The 14,873-nt window shown below is 72.6% G+C and carries 16 protein-coding genes; 7 read left to right on the top strand and 9 right to left on the bottom strand.

What is annotated here, in order from left to right:
- Positions 1–387: 387 nt before the first annotated feature.
- Both OKX07_RS02330 and OKX07_RS02325 read left to right on the top strand, forming a co-directional pair.
- Entirely contained in the window at positions 388–987 is a 600-nt protein-coding gene (locus OKX07_RS02330) for an alpha/beta hydrolase (protein ID WP_265630260.1), read from the top strand.
- 123 nt (positions 988–1,110) lie between these two features.
- Positions 1,111–1,299, top strand: a complete 189-nt coding sequence (locus OKX07_RS02325; RefSeq protein WP_265630259.1) for a hypothetical protein — start codon at positions 1,111–1,113, stop codon at positions 1,297–1,299.
- A gap of 64 nt (positions 1,300–1,363) precedes the next feature.
- Here the strand turns inward: OKX07_RS02325 and OKX07_RS02320 are convergent, their stop codons facing one another.
- Both OKX07_RS02320 and OKX07_RS02315 read right to left on the bottom strand, forming a co-directional pair.
- On the bottom strand, positions 1,364–3,163 hold the full coding sequence (locus OKX07_RS02320) for an SLC13 family permease (RefSeq protein ID WP_265630258.1): 1,800 nt from the start codon (positions 3,161–3,163) through the stop codon (positions 1,364–1,366).
- A gap of 28 nt (positions 3,164–3,191) precedes the next feature.
- A complete protein-coding gene (locus tag OKX07_RS02315) occupies positions 3,192–4,409 on the bottom strand; it encodes a hypothetical protein (RefSeq protein ID WP_265630257.1) in 1,218 nt (405 codons plus the stop codon).
- Between the two features lie 165 nt (positions 4,410–4,574).
- On the opposite strand from OKX07_RS02315, the gene OKX07_RS02310 reads away from it, so the two are divergent.
- A complete protein-coding gene (locus tag OKX07_RS02310; RefSeq protein WP_265630256.1) occupies positions 4,575–5,993 on the top strand; it encodes a sodium/glutamate symporter in 1,419 nt (472 codons plus the stop codon).
- Here the strand turns inward: OKX07_RS02310 and OKX07_RS02305 are convergent.
- Entirely contained in the window at positions 5,961–7,379 is a 1,419-nt protein-coding gene (locus tag OKX07_RS02305) for a leucyl aminopeptidase family protein (protein WP_265630255.1), read from the bottom strand. The genes OKX07_RS02310 and OKX07_RS02305 overlap by 33 nt on opposite strands.
- Positions 7,380–7,804: 425 nt before the next feature.
- Here OKX07_RS02305 and OKX07_RS02300 point away from each other — a divergent pair, with 425 nt between their 5' ends.
- Positions 7,805–8,767: a lytic polysaccharide monooxygenase gene (locus OKX07_RS02300; RefSeq protein ID WP_265630254.1), complete on the top strand. Its 963-nt coding sequence runs from the start codon at positions 7,805–7,807 to the stop codon at positions 8,765–8,767.
- A 105-nt stretch (positions 8,768–8,872) separates the two neighbouring features.
- Here the strand turns inward: OKX07_RS02300 and OKX07_RS02295 are convergent, their stop codons facing one another.
- Both OKX07_RS02295 and OKX07_RS02290 read right to left on the bottom strand, forming a co-directional pair.
- A complete protein-coding gene (locus OKX07_RS02295; protein ID WP_265630253.1) occupies positions 8,873–9,067 on the bottom strand; it encodes a hypothetical protein in 195 nt (64 codons plus the stop codon).
- Between the two features lie 15 nt (positions 9,068–9,082).
- Entirely contained in the window at positions 9,083–9,922 is an 840-nt protein-coding gene (locus tag OKX07_RS02290; RefSeq protein WP_265630252.1) for a tetratricopeptide repeat protein, read from the bottom strand.
- Between the two features lie 139 nt (positions 9,923–10,061).
- Here OKX07_RS02290 and OKX07_RS02285 point away from each other — a divergent pair, with 139 nt between their 5' ends.
- A complete protein-coding gene (locus OKX07_RS02285) occupies positions 10,062–10,628 on the top strand; it encodes a dihydrofolate reductase family protein (protein WP_265630251.1) in 567 nt (188 codons plus the stop codon).
- A 35-nt stretch (positions 10,629–10,663) separates the two neighbouring features.
- Here the strand turns inward: OKX07_RS02285 and OKX07_RS02280 are convergent, their stop codons facing one another.
- The 3 genes from OKX07_RS02280 to OKX07_RS02270 all read right to left on the bottom strand — a co-directional run bounded on the left by OKX07_RS02280 (position 10,664) and on the right by OKX07_RS02270 (position 12,654).
- Positions 10,664–11,029: a hypothetical protein gene (locus OKX07_RS02280; protein WP_265630250.1), complete on the bottom strand. Its 366-nt coding sequence runs from the start codon at positions 11,027–11,029 to the stop codon at positions 10,664–10,666.
- Positions 11,030–11,064: 35 nt separating this feature from the next.
- The gene (locus OKX07_RS02275; protein ID WP_265630249.1) at positions 11,065–11,358 is read right to left on the bottom strand and encodes a hypothetical protein; all 294 of its coding nucleotides are present in this window, start codon (positions 11,356–11,358) and stop codon (positions 11,065–11,067) included.
- A 78-nt stretch (positions 11,359–11,436) separates the two neighbouring features.
- Complete coding sequence (locus tag OKX07_RS02270) at positions 11,437–12,654, bottom strand: FAD-dependent oxidoreductase (RefSeq protein WP_265630248.1); 1,218 nt, start codon at positions 12,652–12,654, stop codon at positions 11,437–11,439.
- Between the two features lies 1 nt (position 12,655).
- Here OKX07_RS02270 and OKX07_RS02265 point away from each other — a divergent pair, with 1 nt between their 5' ends.
- Both OKX07_RS02265 and OKX07_RS02260 read left to right on the top strand, forming a co-directional pair.
- Complete coding sequence (locus OKX07_RS02265) at positions 12,656–13,480, top strand: hypothetical protein (RefSeq protein WP_265630247.1); 825 nt, start codon at positions 12,656–12,658, stop codon at positions 13,478–13,480.
- 292 nt (positions 13,481–13,772) lie between these two features.
- On the top strand, positions 13,773–14,312 hold the full coding sequence (locus OKX07_RS02260; protein WP_265630246.1) for an SRPBCC family protein: 540 nt from the start codon (positions 13,773–13,775) through the stop codon (positions 14,310–14,312).
- A 15-nt stretch (positions 14,313–14,327) separates the two neighbouring features.
- Here OKX07_RS02260 and OKX07_RS02255 read toward each other — a convergent pair whose 3' ends face one another.
- Complete coding sequence (locus OKX07_RS02255; protein WP_265630245.1) at positions 14,328–14,867, bottom strand: chloramphenicol phosphotransferase CPT family protein; 540 nt, start codon at positions 14,865–14,867, stop codon at positions 14,328–14,330.
- Between the last annotated feature and the right edge of the window lie 6 nt (positions 14,868–14,873).

The raw sequence follows: 14,873 nt of genomic DNA, 5'->3' as shown, positions 1-14,873 counted from the left end.
GGCGTCAGTGCCTGCGCAGCCGCTCGGACCCCGCGCGCTCCCCGTGCAGCGGCATGGCCGGGCAGTCGTCTTTCCGTGTCGGGCCGCGCGGTGCGCTGCTACGGTCCGGGTGCCGGGCCAGGAGACGAGGAGGTGGTACCCGTGATCGAGTCGACATGGGCGCTCCCCTCAGGGGTCGCGGTCGGGCGGTAGGCCGCCCGGGGGCGCCGATCCGCCAGCACCCCGAGAGGCACGACCATGCACTTCTCCTCGAACCGACTCGTCGACGACGGCACCCGCGAACGAGGGTTCACCCTCGACGAGATCCCCGGCGTCCTGTGGACGCCCGCATCTGCGTCCTCGCCTGTCCCCCTCATCCTGTTGGGCCATCCTGGTGGGCTGCAGGCGATGCGGCCCCGACTCGAAGCGCGGGCGCGCCACTTCGCGGGGCTCGGGTACGCGACCGCGACCCTGGAGCTGCCCGGAGCCGGTGTCCGACCGCCCATCCCGCAGCTCGACGGTGCACGGGCGGAGCTGCTCAGCGCGATCAGCGCGGGCGACAGGCCCGGGGACGACGTCGTCGACCGACTCGTCCTCCCGCTGGTCGAGCGGGCCGTCCCGGAGTGGCGGGCACTCATCGATGCCGTCCTCGCCCTGCCCGAGGTCGGCGGCCCGGTGGCGATCTCGGGGGGTGTGATCGCCCTCGGCGTCCGGCTGGCGGCCACCGAGCCGCGCGTCGTGGCCGCCGGCCTGTTCGCCGGCAGCGTCGTCCCTCGCAGCATCATCGACGAGGCACGACGGGTCACGATCCCGCTGCACGTCCTCCTCCAGTGGGACGACCACGGCAACGACCGCCAGATGGCTCTCGACCTCTTCGACGCCTTTGGCTCCGCCGAGAAGACGCTTCAGGCGAACATGGGTGGGCACACCGGGGTCCCGCCCCACGCCGGTGAGGACGCTGCCCGCTTCTTCGTCCGCCACCTCGGTCGACGGACCGATCACCCCTGACGCAACTCCCAGCGCACCGTCCGGGACGAGGGAACGGAGACCGGCAGGCCACCGCGTTCAGGACGACGAACGACGAGTGGTGCCACCGTTGCCCGCCGCGTCTTCCGGCGCGATCCTGGTGGCATGAACGAGCCATCTGCAGGCCTCCCGGCGGCGCTGGGGAAGCCTGCCACCCGTGCCCTCGACGCCGCCGGCTACCGCACGGTCACCGACCTCCACGGAGTCAGCGAGCAACAGCTCCTCGCGCTCCACGCGATCGGCCCCCGAGCGATCGAGATCCTGCGCGAGCACGGGGCCGAGCTCGCGCCCTGATCATGTGGCACGAGCTCGGCAACCGACTCCACCGAGTCCTGGCGGTTCGGGCCTGCTCGACAGGTCAGCCGGACCAGATCACCGGGATCAGCGCGATCGACACGACGAACCACGCCACCGTCGTCGCGAGCCCCAGCTTCCAGAAGTCGGAGAACTTGTAGTCCCCCGGCCCCGTGACGATGAGGTTCGCCGGGGTGGCGATCGGCGTGAGGAACGACGCGGCGCCGGCGACGGCGACCAGCATGAGGACGGGCGCGAGCGGGACCCCCGCGTCGTCGGCCATCGCCACCGCGATCGGCAGCACGATGAGGACGGTCGCGGTGTTGCTGACGACCTGGCCGAGCAGCAGCGTGAGCAGGAAGATCGTCGCCAGCAGCACGCGCTCGCCCCCGCCGCCGACCATGCCTCCGAGCCACCCGGCGATGAGGTCCGCCGCGCCGCTGGTGGCGATCGCCACCGAGAGCGGGATGAGCCCGCCGATCAGCACCACCGTCTGCCAGGAGATCGCGCGGTAGGCCTGCGGCCCCGTCACGACCCCGCAGATGACCATGGCGCCGGCGCCGATGAGGCCCGCGATCGCGGGCGGCACGACACCGGTGGCCAGCAGCACGACCGTGAGCGCGACCACCGCCAGGGCGCGCCGAGCAGTCGGGCCCAGCGCGACCGTCTGACGGCGGACGAGCTCCGGGCTGTCGACGACGAGCACGTCCTGGTTGTCGGAGAACGCCTCCACAGCGGGCCACGGTCCGTGGACGAGCAGGGAGTCCCCTTCCGCGAGCGTCACCTTCTGGGCACCTTTGTCCTTGCCGCGCCGGCGGATCCCGAGGACGGTCACGCCCCAGTGGGCGACGCCGGCGAAGGCGACCTCGCCGATCAGTCGCGACCGCGGCCGCACCACGACCTCGGCCACGCCCACCTCGCGACCGAGCAGCGCCTCGCGCGTCCCGCGCGTCAGCGGTGTGGACGCGACGGCGAGCCCGTGCTGCTCGATGACCGAGGCGATCCCCGCGTTGCTCCCGGTCACCACGACGACGCTGCCGACCTCCAACGGGTCGTCCTCGCCCGCGGGCGAGCCCGAGGCCCGCTGGACGCCGATGAGTCGGACGTCGTCGGGGACCGCGACCTCCGCGCATCGCCTGCCGACCATGTCCGAGGCCGCTCGGACCGTCAGCCGGAAGAACCCGACGGCGAGGTCGTAGTGCTCGACGAGCGTGTCGACGTGCTGCGAGTAGTCGGCGGGCAGGCTCGACGGGGTCCGGTTCGGGAGCAGCCGACGGCCGCCGAGCACGGAGACCGCGACGGTGACGAGGACGAGCGGCAGCCCCATCAGGGCGAACTCGAAGAACCCGAACGGCTCCCCGGTCCGGTCGGCGAGCGCGTCCGCGACGATGACGTTCACCGGGCTGCCGCTGAGCACGAGCAGCGCCCCGGCGCTGGCCGCGAACGCGAGCGGCATCAGCACCTGGGACGTCGCCTGCCCCGACCGCCGCGCGGCGAGCACGACGACGGGAAGGAGCGCCGCCGCGGCACCGTTGGGCGTGACGAGGGCCGCCATGAGGGCGGCGAGCACCATGAGGGCGATCAGCAACCTGCTGCGTGCGGTCCCGGCCCGCTGGACCAGCTGCTGCCCGACCCACGCCGTGACGCCCGACGACTCGAGCCCTTCGGACAGGACGAAGAGCGTCGCGATGAAGATCACGACCGGGTCGCCGAAACCGGCCACCGCCTGCGCCGCGTCGACGAGCCCCGTCGCGTAGAGCGCCAGCGCGGTGAGGATCGCGACGACGCCCACGGAGAGGCGGTTCCAGACGAAGAGGCCGACGCACGCGGCCAGGATCAGCAGACTGACCGTGGCGTCCGACATGCTCAGTCCCTCCGACGGCGGTGCCTGCTCAACGGCCGATGCCGCCCGCGATGATGCTGGTCACGACCACGGACGTGATGGTGACGGTGGCGAACCCGGCGACGATCATCTTGGGCAGGATCTGACCTTCGATCGCGGCGACCTCCTCGGGCGACTCCCCCGCTCCGCGGGCCGCCTCCTGGGCCAGGATCATCGTGCCCGGGAAGCCGAACAGCGCCGTCAGACCGATCGCGATCGACATCGGGATGCTGTACCCGAGGAGCTTGCCGGTCACCGCCGCGAAGACCGCGATCCCGGCGAGGCCGAACACGAACGTGATGAGCAGGGGCACCGCGAGGCTGGCGAGATCGGACAGCTCGACCGTCGCCAGAGGCCCGAACACCAGGATCAGGATCGCGATCATCATGAGGCCCAGGGCGTCGATGCCGCCCAGCACCGACGGCTTGAAGACCCCCGTGGTGCGCAGCGCGATGCCGAAGATCAGCGCCACGACGAACGTGTTGAGGATCCCGTCGGTGAGGTTGTTGATCCCCATGGCGGCCAGCACGACCACACCCACGACGAAGAGGGTCCCGGCGGTCGTCCGGAACGCGGCGGGGAGCCGGCCCGTGTCCGCGACCGTCCCGTCCGGCGTGTCCTGCACCGCCTCGACGGGGAGCTCGCCGGCACGGACCTGGGCCTTCACGCTCGCCGCCTCGCGGCGCAGGATGAGCGACGTCAGCGGGAAGCCGACGAGACCCTGCAGCGCCACGATCAGGACCGGGAAGATCGCCACCGAGGTGAGCCCCACCCCGAGCGCCGCCTCCTGCACGATGAGGACGGAGATCGTCCCGCCGCTGAGCGCTCCGACGCCGGCGATGACGAAGTCGAGCGGTTGGGCCGCGAGCTCGTCGTACTCGCCCGGCTGGACGCCGCCACCGAAGAGGAGCCCGGCGATCAGGAGGAACACCCCGATGCCGACGACGGCGGCGATGCCGACGAGGAGCGTGCGCCACTGCTGCTTGAAGTCGTCGAGGCTGATCATCGTGCCGAGGTGCACGATGATGAAGCCGACCACGACGCCGGCGAGCGCCAGCAGCGACGAGCTGGCGAGCAGGTCCTCGGGGAAGACGTTCGTCAGGAACCCGATCAGGAAGATGATCGAGGCGACGAAGAGTGACGAGAGCAGTGATCTCGTCCTCTTCGCGACGTAGTCGCTGACGGTCCAGATGAGCATGACGACCACGAACGCCACGACAGGGTTCATCGACCACTCCTGGCTCGCCGGACACGTCTCGCCATCGAACCACGCCGTCCGGTCTGAATGGTCCAGTTCGCGTCGATCGGTCGCGTGTGTGGACAAGTGGGCACCGGCCGCGTGCGTGCTCTGTCATGATCCGGGGACGGTTGCGACGTCGCGGGGGTGAGGCTGGTGCTCGATCGGCTCAGCGAGGCGCAGACGGTCGGCCTGGCGTTCGTCATCCTGGCGTCGATGCTCGCCGCAGGGTGGTGGGTCCGCCGCCGGGTCGGGTTCCTGCGGGCGCTGTTCATCCCGTCCTCCATCGTTACCGGCTTCCTGGTGCTGCTCCTGGGCCCGCAGGTGCTCGGTGAGCTCACGAGCAGCCAGGGGCTGTTCCCCGCCGACGTCCTCGAGGTGTGGCGGGTGCTGCCCGGCCTGTTCATCTCGGTGGTGTTCGCGGCGATCATGATCGGCAAGACCCTGCCGTCGGGCAAGGACCTGTGGACGGCCGCCGCACCGCACGCGATCTTCGGCTCGTTCCTGTCCTTCGGGCAGTTCGCGCTCGGTGGGCTCGCCGTGCTGTTCATCCTCACGCCGGTCTTCGGGCTGCCGCACGAGGCCGGGTCGCTGCTCGAGATGTCCTTCGCCGGCGGGCACGGCACCATCGCCGGCATGGGGCCGCTGCTGGTCGAGGCAGGCGCCCCCGAGGTGGTCGACATCGGCCTGGGCCTGGCCACCATCAGCATGGTCACCGGCATCGTCATCGGGTCCGCGCTGGTGCGCTGGGCCGTCCGCAGCCCCCAGGTGCAGGTGATGCGGAACGTCCCGCTGTCCGCGTCCGAGGACTACGACGTCGACCGGGTGCCCCTCGCACCGTCGGACGACCACGACGTCGAGGACTCCGGCATCCACCCGACGACCTTCGCGTTCGCCCTCATCGGCATCGCCCTGCTGGTCTCCGTCGCGTTGCTGTGGGCGGCGCGGTGGGTGGTCTCCGCGCTCGGCTCCGACATCCTCGACAAGTTCCCCCTGTTCCCGGTCGCGGTGATCGGCGGGTTCGTCGTGCAGTGGGTCGCGACGAGGACGGGGCAGGCCGCCAAGATCGACAAGCGGGCCGTCAACGGGATCTCCTCGGTGTTCCTCGACGCGCTGCTCGTCTGCGCGATCGGGACGATGTCCATGGCGACCATCGGCGCGAACGTGCCGGCGATCGTCACGTTCACCGTCATCGGCGTGGGGTGGAGCGTCGTGACGCTGCTGTGGTGGGGCCGGCGGTTCCACCGGCACAACTGGTTCGAGCACGCCATCGCCGACTTCGGGCAGTCCCAGGGCAACGTCGCCACGGGCTTCGTGCTCGCTGACATGGTCGACCCGCAACGGCGCACGTCCACCGCCAACGACTACGGCTACAAGCAGCTGCCCTACGAGCCGTTCCTCGGCGGTGGCCTCATCACCGCGCTGTCCGTCCCCCTGATCACCGACTGGGGCCTGGTCCCGTTCACCATCGCCAGCATCGCGGCCACCGTGACGATGTGGCTGTGGGGCACCCTGCGACGACGCTCGTCACTCCCGGTGCCGTCAGGCCGTGAAGCCTCCGGCGGCAACCAGTAGCGTCCGGGCGCCGACGCCCGTGCAGCCGGGCGTCTGCCACCCCGCGTCGACGGTGGACCAGGCGGTGCCGGCGATGTCGAGGTGCGCCCACGGCAGGCCCTCGGTGAACTCGTGCAGGAACAGCGCCGAGATGATCCCGTCGGGCTGGCCGGCGGGGCCGAGGTTGCGCAGGTCGGCCACGGGCGAGCTCAGCTGCGGGCGGTAGCGGTGCTCCAGGGGCACCGGCGCCACCCGCTCGCCGCTGGCGTTCGCAGCAGCGGTGAGGGTGGCGACGAGCTCGTCGTCCGAGCCCGTGATGCCGGAGAGCAGGGACCCGAAGGCGCGCGCCACCGACCCCGTCAGGGTGGCGATGTCGACGATCGCGTCGACCCCGTCCTCGACCGCCAGCGTGAACGCGTCGCTCATCACGACGCGGCCCTCGGCGTCGGTGTTCACGATCTCGATGGTGCGACCCGAGCGGCCGCGTGCGACGTCGCCGAGCGCGGCGGCCGTCGCCGAGGGCATGTTGTCGGTGCACATGAGGTAGCCGACGACCTCCGCCGTCCCACCGGTCGCCGGCAGTGCGAGCATCGCCGCGAGGACGGCCGCCGCACCCGACATGTCGTTCTTCATCTGCGCGTGCGAGTCGTTGTTGGGCTTCAGGCCGATCCCGCCCGAGTCGTACATGATCCCCTTGCCGACGAGCGCGAGCCGACCCGTGGGGGCGCCGGACGGCACGTAGCGCAGACGCACGAACCGGGCCTCCTCGTCGCTTCCGGCGTTGATCGCGAGCAGCCCGCCCAGGCGCTCGTCACGGCAGCGCTGCTGCTCCCATACCTCGACCTCCAGGCCGACCTCCGCGCCCAGATCGACCGCGATCCTGGCGAACCGGGCGGCCGTGAGGTGGTTGTGCGGGGAGTTCGCCAGGTCACGAGCGAGCGCGGTCGCACCGGCGGACGCGACCCCGAGGCCCGCGGCCGCCGCCGTCTCGTCGTGCGCGGCACCCGTCACCACGGTCAGGCGCGTGATCCGGTGCCCCTGCGCCTGGGCCCGCAGCGCGTCGTACCGGTAGCGCGCGAGCAGCGTCCCCTCGACGACCGCGCGCACGACGTCGGCGGTGACGTCGTCCGGGAGCCGGACGGCCAGATCGGTGTGCGGTGAGGCGGCCCGGGACCCGAGACCCGCAGCGTCGCGCCAGTCGTCGAGCGTCGGCGTGGCCCCGGTCCCCGCCAGCACCAGCGGCGTCTCCGCGGCGACCACGTGCACGGTGCCCGCAGCACCGGTGAACCCGGCGCCGGTCAGCGCCGACCAGGACAGCCCGTCGGGGAGGTCCGCGTCAGGGGCGACCATCCACACCCGGGGCTGGTCGGGCGTGTCGACCGCGACGTCGATCGTGACCGCACCCATCTCACGCGAGGCTCCGATGACATCGAGGTGATCCGAGAAGGCCATGAGCGTCCCTAGGTTCGTCGGGTCAGAGGGCAGGACCGAGCACCGTGCACGTGTCGCCGCGCGCTGTCCGCGCAGCACCGGCAGGGGTCCGGCCGGCGCCCCACCGCGTCCTCGGCGGTCACGTCGATCAGCGTACTCAGCAGCCCCACCGGCCAAGGGCGCTTCCGGAGGCAGCGACACCGTCGACCTGCTCGGCAGGGTCGAGGGAAAGACGGAAGGGCCGTCACCAGATCCCTGGCAGGTGACCCGCAGAGGCGTGGTTCGAGCCCGTTCGCACCCGGTGACCGAAACGTTTCTCGCCCTGTCTGCTCGGCTCGTCGCCCCGTACGTTCGGCCGGGCCCGTCCATGTCCGACCCACTCCCGGTCGAGGTGACCCGTCATGAGAACTTCCGCTCTTTCCCGTGCCCCGCAACGCGCCCCCGCGCGGCTGCTCCTGTCCGTCATGGCGGTGCTCGCACTGACTTTCGCGATGCTCGCCGTCGCACCCACGTCCCCCGCAGCGGCGCACGGGTGGATCTCCGACCCGCCCAGCCGGCAGGACCTCTGCTACACCGGCGCCATCAGCAACTGTGGTCCGGTCATGTACGAGCCGTGGAGCGTGGAGGCCAAGAAGGGCTCGATGCAGTGCTCCGGCGGCGGCCGCTTCACCGAGCTCGACAACGAGTCCCGGACCTGGCCGCGCCAGGCGGTCAGCACCAACGAGACGTTCACCTGGGACATCGTCGCCAACCACTCCACGTCGACGTGGGAGTACTTCGTGGACGGCGTGCTGCACACCACGATCAACGACAACGGGGCGATGCCGCCCAAGAGATTCACCCACCAGATCAACAACCTGCCGACGGGCAACCACAAGATCTTCGTCCGGTGGAACATCGCCGACACGGTGAACGCGTTCTACCAGTGCATCGACGCGTACATCACGCCCGGCGGGAACCCGGCGCCGCAGCCCACCGCGACGACGCCGGCACCGCAGCCCACCGCGACCACCCCGGCACCCCAGCCCACCGCCACGACCCCGGCACCGCAGCCCACCGCCACCACCCCGGCACCGCAGCCGGGCAACGGCTCCTGCACCGCCACGGTGAGTGCCGCCAACTCCTGGGGCAGCGGCTTCCAGGGTGCGGTCACCGTGAAGGCGGGCAACGCCGCGGTCACCTCCTGGAAGGTCACCGTGGCCGGTGCCACGATCACGCAGGCGTGGAACTCCGCGCTCAGCGGCACCAACACGCTGGCCAACGCGGCCTGGAACGGGACGCTCGCCGCCGGCGCGACGACCACCGCGGGCTTCATCGCCAACGGCAGCGGCACCGGCCTGAGCGCCACCTGCACCGCCAGCTGATCTGACCGGCGCGACGACGGCCGGCCGGGGCGAAGGCGCCCCGGCCGGCCGTTCGTGCTCCGGGGGTGCCTGGCTGATGGGGGTGTCAGCGTCGTAGAGCCACGGTCAGGGCGCGGCGTCGTACATCATCGGCGCCTCCATGATGGCGAGCACCTCTGGCGCGTACCAGTGCTCGCGTCCGCCGCGGCCGTGAGTCCCGAGGCTGTGCAGCCAGCCCTTCGCCTCGGCCGTCTTGATGAGGTTCCGCGAACCCTGGTGCGTCAGCCCGAGCTCACGTTCGGCAGTGCTGACCGGCGTCATGACGGCGCGACGGACTCAGCGGCCGTAGACCACCGACAGCAGCGACTCCCCCGCCGACGGGCGGCCCGCAAGAGCCGCCGCGAGGCGCACCTGCTCGGCGGGCAGCTGCGTCTCGCGGACGAGCTCGATCGCGTCGTGCAGCCGGTCGCCGTCGCCGTGCTGCAGGAGCGTGAGGTACCAGCGGACCGCGCTCGCCGGGTCGGGCTCGGTGCCGAACCCGTCGCGGAACCAGTCGCCGGCGGCGGCCATCGCGCCCGTGTGCCCGCGCTCCGCGGCCCAGATCAACCAGCGCAACGCCTCCTCGTCCCGGTCGCGGGCGGAGAGCCGGTCGGCGAGCAGCGCCCCGGCGGGCACGAGGCCCAGGGCGGCGGCACGGGCGAGCAGCTCGTCGCCCTCGGCCTCGGACGCCGCGTCGACCAGGTTGAGCATGGCGACCGCGTCGCCCTGCTGCGCCGCCCGGCGGAGCCACGCCGTACCTTCGGCCTCGTCCTTCGCGACGCCGCGCCCGCCGACCAGCAGGTACCCGTACGCCCGCTGCCCGACCGCGTCCCCTCGCCCGGCCGCAGCGCGCGCGACGACCGCTGCGGCAGCCGGGTCGCCCGCGTGCTCGACGAGCAGCAGCGCCAGGACGCCCGCCGCGTCGACGGCACCGGCCTCGGCGAGGGCGCGCAGGTGCACCGTCGCGTCGTCCAGGCGGGCGCCGACGTCGGCGCGGTGACGGAGGGCAGCCTCGAGCCAGGCGCGTGCCGCGGCCGGCCAGTCGCCCGACCGCGCGGCGGTCTCGGCGCCGAGGAGCAGCTCGTCGAGGGGCGTCGGGTACGCGGCAGTCCGTGGCGGATCGCTGATCAGGCTCATGGCGGCACAGGGTAGGGCCGTGGCACGGCCGCCACCCCCTCGCCTCGACGACGGCCGGGACCGTGGCGTCACCTCCCGTCTCTTGCCGGTGCGTCCGTGACGCTGCCAACCTGGAGCCCCCGTCCGACCGGAGGCACCCATGGGCAAGCTCGTCTACGCAGCCAACACCTCGCTCGACGGCTACGTGGAGGACGAGCACGGCTCCTTCGACTGGGGGGTACCCGACGAGGCGGTGCACGCGTTCTGGAACGAGCACGAGCGCGGCATCGGCACGTCGCTCTACGGCCGGCGCATGTACGAGACGATGCGCGTCTGGGAGGACGACGACTGGCTGACGGACGAACCGGCCGTCGTCCGCGAGTACGCGGGGATCTGGCGTGACGCCGACAAGGTCGTCTACTCCACGACGCTCGACGCGGTGACGACGGCGCGGACGAGGATCGAGCGGCAGCTCGACCCCGCGGCGGTACGACGGATCAAGGAGACGTCCGCCGCGGACCTCAGCATCGGCGGGGCGACGCTCGGGGCCGAGGCGTTCCGGCACGGGCTCGTCGACGAGTGCGTGCTGCTGCTGTACCCGGTGCTCGTCGGCGGCGGCAAGCCCGCGCTGCCGCGGGGCGTCCGGCTCGACCTGGAGCTGCTGGACCACCGACGGTTCGACAACGGCGTGATCTACGTGCGCCACGCGGTGCGATACGCCGACTGACATCGGCGGTGAGGGTCGCGACTCGACCGAACCGATCAGACGCGTTCGTCGTTGTCCTGCTCGTCGTCCGAGTCTGCGGGTACGCGGTCCGTAGGGTGTCCGCCCAGCCGGAGCGCAGCCTCGTGGTACGCGGCCAGGGCGGCGCGCTCACCGACGGCGATGACGTCTGCGGCCAGCACCTGCACGTCGTCCTCGCTGGTCACGTGGTACACGAGCCGGAATCGCGGCTTGTCCTCGCGCCCGGGGGTGTCGAAGCAGCACTTACGACAGTCGCGCAGATCACCGGTCCCGGCGCGGTACTCCAGCGGCTTGCCCTCACGCACGCCCTTGCGGGTCTGGCTGATCGTCTCGATCGCGGCGCGCTTCGCGGCCTCACTCGGCAGCGCCCGGATGTCACTCACGACGTCCGGGTGCAGGTCCAACTTCACCGGCGTGCTCAGAGGTCGAACTCAGCGCGGTCGAATCCGAGCTCGTCGATGGCGTCCTCGAGGGACACCCGCTCGCGACCGTCGTGCATCCGCTCACGCAGCACCGGTGCGATCTGAGCGTCCTCGATCGCCGGCAGGACGGCCACATACAGCGCCCAGGGCATCACGACGGCCTCAGCCCGGCGGTGGCTGCCGAAGACCAGCGGGTCGGCGTGGAGGCCCTCGCGGCGGAAGCGCTTGAGGGTCTCGGACAGCGCCGCGCGGGCGACGCTGGTGGGCTCGACGGGCTGGATGATCGACACGGAGCAAGCCTGCGTGCGTGGCGCCGCTGTGTCCATGAGATGCGCAAAAATATGTACCCCTTGAGGTGCAGGTCGGCGTCAGGCCGGCGGTGGGAGGTGCCAGGTGCGCCACGGGGACGTCTGCGCACCCCGCAGCGTCGCCGTCGCCAGCCGACGCACCGGGGCGGTGCGGAACGCGACGGCGAGCGCCAGGTCGCGCGGCGGGCCGAGCGGTACGAGGCCCGACTGGAACGTCGGGGTGAGGAGCCGCGACCACCAGCGGTAGTAGCGCAGGTGCGCGCGGCGCTCGGTCGCGTACTCCTCGAGCGCCTGCGCCAGCGTCGGCTGCCGGTCGAGGGCCTGGGCGAGCGTCCACGCGTCCGCGAGGCCGAGGCTGGCGCCGGCGCCGAGCTGCGGGCTCATCGCGTGAGCGGCGTCCCCGACGAGCGCTGCGCCCTGCGTGACGGGCGAGTCGACCACGACGTCGCGGTAGCGCGCCGGGAGCAGACCGGCGGCGGCGACGCGCTCGACCAGCGGTGCCAGGGGCCCGGCCAGCGGTGCGACCTCGTCGACGAAGGCCTCCGGACCGGCCGCGAGCAGGGCGGGCATCCTCGAGACCCGCGCGGACCAGAACACCGACGCCTGCCCGACACCGGTGGGCAGGATCCCCAGGGTGGTCCGGGTGTCGCGCCACCGCTGGATGAGCGCGTCCCCGCTCAGGCCGTCCGGGTCCGGGACGATCGACCACAACGCGCCCCACGGGTACGGACGGTCCAGCCGGGTGCGGACCGTGCTGCGTCGCACGGTCGACGCGGCGCCATCGGCCCCGACGAGCAGGTCGCCGGCCTCGCGACGGCGTCCCGCGGCGTCCGTGACGACCCAACCGGTCCCGCGGCCGCCGCCGACGTCCGCGCGGTGCGCGCCCCGCACGTCCCACCCGGGCTCGATCCGCGCACCTGCCTCCAGCGCAGCGCCGCGCAGCAGGCTGAAGAGCGTCCCGCGGTGCACCCCCCACGCGGTGCTGCCCGGTGCGACGTCCTCGTACGCGAGCTGCATCGTCCGCAGTCCGCGGACCGTGCGGCCGTCCACCCGACGGATCGGCGAGGACGCCGCGCCCAGCGCCTCGCCGATCCCCAGCTCGTGGCAGACCTCCTGGCCGAGGTGCTGCAGCAGCAGACCGGCGCCGACCGGCCCGAGGTCGGTGGCGCGCTCGAGCACCGTCACGTCGCGGCCGGTCCGCGCGAGCAGCGCCGCGAGCGCGAGCCCGGTGATGCCGGCGCCGACGACGGTCACCGTCGGGGCGAGGGATGGGGGCACGGTGACAGGGTGCCAGCACGACCTCACCGGTGCGCGACGCGTCCGGCCCGGTGGGACGCCGACGCGGACGGCCGGGGACGCGAGCGACGACGAGCGCCGGCAGTGGTTGGCTGTCGGCATGACGGACTGGTCGCGGCTGCGGGACATCTACGGGAGTGCTGCCGGCGTCCCGGCTCTGCTGGACGAGGCCGCCTCGGTGTCGGACTGGGACGCACCGGTCTGGCAGGAGCTGTGGTCGAGGTTGTGCCACCAGGGCACGGTGGCACCGGCGAGCTACGAGGCGCTGCCCACGCTGGCGAGGATCGCCGGCACGCGCGGCGACGTCGCAGTGGATCCGGCCCTGTTCCTCGCCTCGGCCATCATCGCCTCGACCGACGGCCCGCTGCACCGGGCCGAGGTCCGGCGGCTCCATGCCACGCACATCGACGGGCTGCGGCCCGTCGCCGAGCACAAGCTGGGTCTCGTCCGTGCGCGAGTCGACGTCCTGTACGCGCTCGGGGTGGTCGCAGCCCTGGACGGCTCGGTCTGGCAGCGCGGGCTCACGGGCCTCGCCGACGAGGAGATCGAGCTGGACTGCAGGTCCTGCGGTGAGCACCTGTACCTCGAGCCGGCAGACGGCCGGCTCGTCATGACGACCGACGCCGACCTTGTCGACGCAGACGGGTCGGTGCACCCGGCAGACCCGGCGCAGCTCGGACCGGCCGAGACCCGGCTCGTGGGGCTCTGCCGCGCGCACGACCACGCCGAGGTCGAGACCGAGCTGCTCCAGCTCTTCGGCCGGACGCGCTGCCCGTCCTGCGGCGCCGAGCTCACCCTCGCCGACTGAGGTACCGGCGGCTCGAGCGCCAGCAGCGGCGCCACGGCGACACCCGTCGCCGCCACCCCGACACGGCTGGTCGCGACGGACTCAGGGGTTGGCGGTGATGAGGCGCATCGCGCCGTCGTACTCGGCCTGCTCGCGCAGGTGCCCGTGGGCTCGAACCACCGGCGTCGACGACGGTCGTCCGTGCGCGGGTTCCGCCACCCCACGGGACCAGGCGGCGACGGTGAGGGGGCGATGAGTCCCGGGCGCGTCGGCGGTCTGCACCACCACGTACCCGCGACACCGAGGAGAGCCGATGACCGCCGACGACCAGCAGCACGCGCACCCGACGGAGCACGCCGTCGTCGTCTCCCGCGAGCTCGACGTACCGCCCGACGTCGCGTGGACGGCATGGAGCGACCCGGACCTGCTCCGCCGGTGGTGGGGACCCGTCGGCTTCACGTGCCCGCGCGCGGACGTGGACGTGCGCGTCGGCGGCTCGACCCTCGTGACCATGCAGGCACCGGACGAGTGGGGCGGCTTCCGGATCCACAACCGGTGGTCCTTCCGGACCGTGCAGGCGCCCGAGCGCCTCGAGTTCGTCAGCACGTTCGTGGACGACGCAGGGGCACCCCTCGCCCCGGCCGATGCCGGTGTGCCGGCGACCGTGCCCGACGAGGTGCCGCACGTGGTCGTCCTCGAACCCCTGCCGGACGGGCGCACGCGCCTGACGCTGACCGAGACCGGGTACGTGGACGAGGAGACACGGGCGCAGTCGCAGGCCGGGCAGGAGCAGTGCATCGACAAGATGCAGGCGCTCTTCGCGGCGCCGGACCGACCCGATCGTGACGGCTGACGGCGACCCCGCCGCTCACCGTCGGGCCAGCACCGCGAGGATCTGCCGGGCGCAGTCCTGCGGCGAGGCCCGTGACGTGTCGACCTCGACGTCGTACCGGACGCCACGGTGGACGGTGTCGGCCTGCGCGACCGCCATGCCGGTCACCCGGTCCCCGCGGCCGGCCTCGCGCGCGGCAGCCACGTCGGCGTCGCACCGCACGCCGACCCACAGCACGTCGAGACCGTCGAGTGCCGCGGCGAGCCGCTCCTGCGACGCGCCACCGCCGAGGAGGACGTCGTCGATCAGCACGCCGACACCGGCCCGCGCGATGGCGGCGAGGCCCGCCGTCCACGCTTCCTGGACCCGCATGAACGTGGGCCCGACCACCACGGACCCGTCCGGTGGGAAGGCGATCGTCGCGGTCGCTCCCGGGCCCCTCTGGGGCAGGGCGTCGACGAGGTCGTCCACACCGAGCAGGAGCCACGCGTCGTCGAGCATGCCCTGCAGCGCCCGCGCGAGCGTCGTGGTGCCCGAGCTGGACCCGCCGTTGAGGACGACGACGTCGGTGGTCACGTCACG

It is taken from the genome of Cellulomonas sp. S1-8 (assembly GCF_026184235.1).
GTDB lineage: Bacteria > Actinomycetota > Actinomycetes > Actinomycetales > Cellulomonadaceae > Cellulomonas.
The sequence above is the reverse complement of the archived record's forward strand: the minus strand, read 5'-3'. Positions and strand labels throughout refer to the sequence as shown.